Below are 6,960 nucleotides of genomic sequence, written 5' to 3' on the forward strand. Positions count from 1 at the left end.
TGGTACTCTTTTAAATTCTGGAGTAAGAATTTCACCAAAAACATATCAAGCTTTAAAAAAACTAAAAGAAGAAGGCCATCTTATTGTAATAGCAAGTGGAAGAATGTATGCATCGACTATGTACGTTGTTGAAAACTTTCTACCTTTTTTGAAAGGGAACGTGATTATTTCCTCCTACAACGGGGGATATATAGTCAACCACAATGGAAAAGTATTTTTTGAAAAAGGTGTTTCAAAGGAAAGTGCTGTCAAGTGTATAAAATTCCTTAGAGACCTTAAGATCCACAGACATATCTATATAAACGATAAACTTATTTCAGAAATAGACGATAAAGAGATTAGAGATTACTCTAAACATTCATTTGTTGATTATGTGCTAGTAGATGACTTAATATCTGAAATAGAAAATTCATCTCACCCAACATTAAAAATATTAGCAATTGGAGAGCCTGATAAAATAAACCTAGTTAAAAAATTGGCGGAAAAAGAGTTTCAAGGAGAGTTTAACCTCATGAAATCTTGGGATACTTATTTGGATTTTATTCCTTATGATGTCTCCAAAGGAAATAGCTTGAAGATAATTTCAAAAATGTACAACTTAGATCCCAACACTCTATACGTTTTTGGTGATTCCGAAAACGATATAGACATGCTTGAATTAACAAAAAACAGTTTTGCCATGGGAAATGCTAAAGAAGATGTAAAAAAAGTAGCAAATTATTTGATACCAAGCAACGATGAGGACGGTGTGGCATATGCCATTGAAAAGATACTGGCTGACGATCTCGACAATGTTAATATTTAGCTTTACTTTTGGAAGTATATACGATATAATACAAGAGGATAATCATATAGTTGGAAAATTTTTTCATACGTTAAAAGATATTGAAAATGCCGAATTAAACCCAAATTACGTAGTGGGGTATTTGTTGAATTTAAATGAGATAGATCCCGAACTTTGTTATCTTGCGTTAGGATCAGTTAGAAACTTTTCTCTAATTCAGGATTTTTCGAGAGAATTAGGTTATCACCTTAAAAATTTGGGAATTGATTTTGTTGTGTTTGGTAATTTAATGATTTTGGAAGAAGATGCGGATGATCCTTTAAAGTATATTGGAAATTCACCTTATTTGATATCTGAAATCCTTTACAGAATGATAAGAGGATTAGAAACAAGTGGTGTTACCCCCGTAATCATTGTTACATCTAAAGACGATAGAAACGCAACGCAATCTTTACTTCATAAGAGTGGATCATTTTACACTTATTCAGATCAAATAAAAAATGTGGATCTGTTTTTTGATGGTAATAATCTTTACCTTCAGAAAAATAATCTATTTTTACTTCCGTGGAATTACGGGAAAGGTACTCTTGAAGAAACAATTCAGGAAATTTTTAACAATAGCATTATACTAACGGGATGGCGTGATGAAGGAGAAAACTTATTATATAGAAAAATAAACACTACAGATTTAAAATCAGTAACGTATTTTTCTAAATCTGTCGAAGAAAGTGCAAGGAAGGTTTTTTCTGGTGAATTACAACCTACCGGAAATAAAAATTGGTGAACATTCTTTCATTATTTCTTAGGGGGGCTAAAATTGAAAAGTATTGGTTTAGATACATCTGGAAAAATGATTGTAAAAGGACCTCAAAAGGCAAAAGGCACTTTAACCGTTTCTGGATCAAAAAACGCTGTGCTACCAATTATGGGAGCATCTTTACTCACTGAGGATGACATTGAGTTAAGGAATGTCCCAGATTTAGCCGACGTTAGAACTATGATTGAAATACTAGAAAGTGCAGGGAAAGTAATAGAACGTTTCGATGATCAACTCATAATCAAAAGTTCAGGTAATATCAATTCTGAGATTCCATATGAACCCGTAAGAAAAATGAGGGCTTCTTTCAACGTTTACGGCCCATTAACCCTTAGAAATGGTTATGCTAAAGTTGCCCTTCCAGGCGGATGTTCTATCGGTGCAAGGCCTGTGGACTTTCATTTAGAGGGTTTAAAGAAGTTGGGTATTGAAAGTACAATTGAACACGGTTTCGTAACCAGTAAATTGAACAATCCCAACAACTTAATAAATATATCCTTACCATTTCCAAGTGTTGGAGCCACAGAACACGTCTTGACTACCGCTAGTTTGTTAGAAGGTGTAAAAACGACTATCACTAATTGTGCTATAGAGCCAGAAGTAACGGATCTAGTAAACTTTTTAAACAAAATGGGAGCTAAGATAACAGGTGGCGGGACCTCCATATTGAAAATTGAAGGAGTAAAAAAATTATCGGGTGTAAAATACACGATAATCCCTGACAGAATTGAAGCTGGTACCTATATCATACTAGGTAAACTTATAGGCGAAAAACTAACCATTAAAAATGTATCTGCTGAACATCTAAATAGTTTATTCTCTGTATTTGAAAATATAGGAAGCCCGGTAGATTACGATGAGAAAAAAAGAGAAGTAAAAGTGACAGAAGCTCTTCTCAATACATTGAACAGTATCAGCATGGAGACAGCCCCTTTTCCGGGATTTCCAACAGATTTGCAGCCTCAGATCACAACCTTTTTATCTTTGGTTCCAGGGAGATCTACAATAACCGAAACTGTTTTTAAAAGCAGATTTTACCATATTGATGAATTGAACAGAATGGGAGCAAAGATCAGGGTAGAAGACAATACAGCAATTATAGAAGGAGTAAGCATGCTATCTGGAGCACCTGTAGAGGCTACCGATCTAAGAGCCGCCGCAGCCTTGCTTATAGCAGGACTCGTTGCAGAAGGAGAAACAATTATCTCAAATGTAGATCATATCTTTAGAGGATACGAAAACATAAACGAAAAATTAGAAAAAGTTGGAATAGACTTAATTTACGAAAAATAATACTTTTTAGTTTTAAAAAAGCTGGCTTTAAAAAGCCAGCTTTTTGGTTTATCAGTCTTCTTAGAATTCAAATTCAGCTTTGAGATATAGGTACCAATGTAAGTCTGCTAAGGTATCTGCTCCGTTTACATTACCATAAACGTCCAAAGTTTCATTACCAACGTGAGCTCCTGCAGACATGTAGTCATTGAAAGCATAAGAAACGTTAGCCATATATGCTATTGCATTTTCTGCCTGTTCTCCATCTTCAAAGAAATAGTAAACATCGGCGCCTAAAGTAACAGGAACTTCAGCCACACCATAGGTTAAATATCCATGAGGTGTAATAGATAATGTACTTGCGAAGTCTGTTAAATCAGCAACTTCAACTGGAACTTCTACTCCTGCCGAACTTAGATCGGAAATAGCGTAATCAACGGCCGCAGTAAGATCTAAAGCAAATACAGGTGATGACACTTCTGATAAATCTATTGCTAATGTATCAGTTAGATCCACTGTTATTGGTGTTGCAAGATAGCTTAGATCTACTCCTGCTGTTACTTCTTGTGTGTCAGCCCACGCGGAGTCATCACCATAATATATTACCATCAAATCGTTACTAGATTCTTCTTCATAAACTTTCTTTAAGTTATTCTGCCATGTTAACCCAACGTGAGGTGTAACTGTTATGTCTTCCATTTCATACGGGTATTTATAAGCTGCATATACCCTATATGCCGTAACAGATGAAGCAGTGCCAGAATCTTCAAAATTCAACATACCAAAAGCTACATCAGCACTTAAACTTCCCGGGACTGGCACTTCTGTAACTTCTCCTTCAACGGTAACTCTGTTGTTGGTAGCATCTTCAAATTTGAAAGCACCAGCAACAAGCCCCTTTACTCCACTTACATCCAGATCGTAACTAGCACCTAAAATCCAGTCTTGGGGAAGAGCGAAGTCTCCTGTAGCATGCTCGGTAACTTCTCCAGCTAACCTATCTGCTAATACTACATTAACTCCATAATCTGTCAAACCGAGTTTTAAAGAACCCACAGCATCAGTGTAACCACTCAAAGTGTAGTTACTTAAAGCTATAGCATTTGGTTCGAATCTTAACAACCATGCTTCTTGTTCATATTGAACGTAGTTTAAACTTAATCCAGGCTCAACAACAACACTTGTTAAAACATCTGTATCTGTTGCACCCGCTGTTGTTGTAACTTCTGTAGATTCAGTAGTAACAGTCACAGGTGAAAATGTAAAACCTGCTGTTAAAGTTGCCGGAAGAGTTGTAGTAAAACTAACATCGATACTGAGATCCGCGTCCAACACCGATTCGATATCCAATCCACCTTCATCCATCTTGAATTCAAAACCTGCAGTTCCACTAACATCAAATGCTGGCTCTACTGCAAAAAGCGCCAGTGAAGCAAAAACTACCAACAAAGACAATAAAACTTTTTTCATACAAAAACCCCCTTCTACTTTTGATTTAATTTTTTAAAAAATCCTTACTATTATAGCAAACATCCACACTACTTGTCAATACAAATCAAACATTTCTTAGCATTTATTGAGGCATGAAGATGCCAACCGCACCTAAAATAACTCCTAAACCAGCTACTAACCATAACATTGTTTTATCTTGTGCTTTTGCTATTTCTGCGTTTTGCGCTTCAACTTGTTGACTTAACTCTGTTATCTTTGCTTCGTTAGAAGCAGCCTTTTTTGAAAGATCTGGTAAAGCCTTAACAAACATCTGATTTTGCTCAGCTATAGTCTTTACATCCGCTAAATCTTGAGACAAAGATGCAATTTGTTCTTCGTTTGTAGATGCCCTGTTGGTTAATTCGTCAATCTTGTCGTAAGTATCGTATTTGAGATTCAAATGTTGCTTTGCCATACTTGTTTTGAATTCTTCGAGTGAGACTATTTGTTCTTGATTTGAAGCCACTTTTTGTGAAAGTGTAGGTAATGCTTTGACAAACATTTGATTTTGTTCAGCTAAATTCTTTGTTTCTTCTACAGTTGCCTCTAACTGACTAACTGTTGCCTTTAAACCGGATACATCCCTACTAACTGCCAACAGATCAGTCTCTAAAGCATCTCCTATGTTTTTGGCTCTGTAGGCTGTCTTTTTAACATCTTGATATGTCGCCTGCAAATCGGATAAAAGATCATCCGCTTGCAACTGCTCATTCAATGAATTAAACTGACTTTCAACGTTATTTACTTTCTTCGAGAGGTCTCCTACTTTGGCTTCCAAATAGGCTAAATCGCTCGTCTTTGCAATTTCAGGAGAATTCTCTAGGTAAGTTACCAACCTGGACATCCAAACCGCTGCATCCGCCCTTGTTAAAGGTTCGTAACCTCTAAATGTTGGCTCGTCTACAGGAATTACACCTTTTTCCACCAGCTTCATAACGTAATCATACGCCCAATGATCTTCTCCTACGTCAGTGAAGCCGAGTGAAAAGGCAGAAACCACAAATACCATTACTACAAAAAAAGCAAGCGTTTTCTTCATTCTTCCTTACCCCCTTTTATGATTTTGATTTGGTAAAAAACTACTTCTTTCAAAAATTCGTCACTATATTATACTATATTTAAAGAAATTTTGCAAAATCTATTTAATCTTTTTTATTTTAAAATAACTCTTTTTTCCAACTCTTAATATAGCTCCATCATCACAATCAACGATATCTTTGAAATCCTTTATTTTTTCGTCGTTGATTCTAATAGCCCCTTGCATTATAGCCCTCTTTATTTCACTGTTGCTATCGTAAACTTTGGTCTTTGAAACTATATCTAAAATCGTTTCTCCACTTTTAATTTGAATCTCTGGCAAATCGCCAGGCATTTCTCTTTTTTGGAAGATTGAGACAAAGTTTTGTTTGGCTTTTTCTGCCTCATCTTTATTATATAACAAAGTAACAATTTCTTCTGCTAAAACCATTTTAATATCTCTAGGGTTCACTTCTCCACTTTTGATTTGCTTCTCCCTATCTTTTATTTTATCTTTTGGAATATCTGTTAAATATTTCATATACTTAATAATTAGATGATCAGGAATGGACATAACTTTACCAAAAATATCTTGTGGAGAATCGTTAAAAGCTATATAGTTGTCATAACTTTTACTCATCTTTAAGTATCCATCTGTGCCCTCAATCAATGGCATAGTAAGCACTACTTGTGGTGATTGGCCAAACTCTTCTTGGAGCTTTCTTCCCACTAAAAGATTGAAAAGTTGGTCTGTTCCTCCAAGTTCCACATCAGCTTCAATAACAATAGAATCATACGCCTGGGCTAAAGGATATAAAAATTCAGATATACTTATAGGCTGATTTTCCTTTAACCTTTTATTGAAATCGTCTCTTTCAAGAATCCTTGCAACTGTGTATCTTGACGATAAGTTAATTACATCAGCAAAAGACAATTTAGAGAGCCATTCACTGTTAAATTTTACCACAGTTTGATCAGCCTGGAGTATTCTAAAAGCTTGTTCAACGTATGTCTTCGAATTTTCTTGGACTTCATCTTCAGAAAGTAGAGGTCTAGTTTTTGATCTTCCCGAAGGGTCACCTATTCTTGCCGTGAAATCCCCTATTATTAAGTAAACTATATGACCCAACTCTTGAAATTGTTTTAACTTTCTTAAAACAACTGCATGTCCTAAATGAAGATCTGGCCTTGAAGGATCTACCCCTAATTTAACTTTTAATTGGCCTTTTTTTCTTATTTTGTTCAAAAAATCTTCTGGTGTAATAAAATCGACAGAATTTTCTTGTACGATTTTAAGTTGGTCTTCAGGGCTCAAATATTAGGTCCTCCTTTAAGCTATTATCCAGGTTACCAAAAAACAGTTGATCATGAAAAGTATACCAAAAGTTAAAGCAATTTTGGAGGTTTTATCTAACCCTTTCTCTCGTCCAAAATTGGTAGCTGAACCTCCTGCACCAAATGCACCCACCTATTTCAATATTTTTCTGCATTCTTTGCAGTGAAAAGTAAATTACGCATAAGGCTAAAATGATATGAATAATTATAAACAAGACACCTAGAAAACCCATAAATTTAATAA

6 protein-coding genes are annotated in these 6,960 nt (G+C 35.3%); 3 read left to right on the forward strand and 3 right to left on the reverse strand.

Annotation, left to right across the window (positions count from 1 at the left end; all coding sequences use genetic code 11):
- The 3 genes from AA81_RS00005 to murA all read left to right on the forward strand — a co-directional run.
- Nucleotides 1-805, forward strand: an 805-nt coding sequence (locus AA81_RS00005) for a Cof-type HAD-IIB family hydrolase (RefSeq protein WP_103897838.1), incomplete at its 5' end; no start/stop codon positions are given.
- Nucleotides 756-1,568 carry a hypothetical protein gene (locus AA81_RS00010; protein ID WP_146026620.1) on the forward strand — a complete coding sequence of 271 codons (813 nt, stop codon included), beginning with the start codon at nucleotides 756-758 and terminating at the stop codon, nucleotides 1,566-1,568. The genes AA81_RS00005 and AA81_RS00010, both read left to right, overlap by 50 nt.
- A 33-nt stretch (nucleotides 1,569-1,601) precedes the next feature.
- On the forward strand, nucleotides 1,602-2,894 hold the full coding sequence (gene murA, locus AA81_RS00015) for a UDP-N-acetylglucosamine 1-carboxyvinyltransferase (protein ID WP_103078308.1): 1,293 nt from the start codon (nucleotides 1,602-1,604) through the stop codon (nucleotides 2,892-2,894).
- Nucleotides 2,895-2,954: 60 nt separating this feature from the next.
- Here the strand turns inward: murA and AA81_RS00020 are convergent, their stop codons facing one another.
- The 3 genes from AA81_RS00020 to tyrS all read right to left on the reverse strand — a co-directional run bounded on the left by AA81_RS00020 (nucleotide 2,955) and on the right by tyrS (nucleotide 6,696).
- A complete protein-coding gene (locus AA81_RS00020; protein WP_103078309.1) occupies nucleotides 2,955-4,343 on the reverse strand; it encodes a hypothetical protein in 1,389 nt (462 codons plus the stop codon).
- A gap of 103 nt (nucleotides 4,344-4,446) precedes the next feature.
- Nucleotides 4,447-5,403 (reverse strand): S-layer homology domain-containing protein, encoded by a 957-nt coding sequence (locus AA81_RS00025; protein ID WP_103897839.1) that lies wholly within the window; start codon nucleotides 5,401-5,403, stop codon nucleotides 4,447-4,449.
- Between the two features lie 99 nt (nucleotides 5,404-5,502).
- Nucleotides 5,503-6,696, reverse strand: coding sequence for a tyrosine--tRNA ligase (tyrS, locus tag AA81_RS00030; protein ID WP_103897840.1), 1,194 nt, complete (start codon nucleotides 6,694-6,696; stop codon nucleotides 5,503-5,505).
- Nucleotides 6,697-6,960 lie beyond the last annotated feature (264 nt).

The sequence above is a fragment of the Petrotoga halophila DSM 16923 genome (assembly GCF_002924615.1).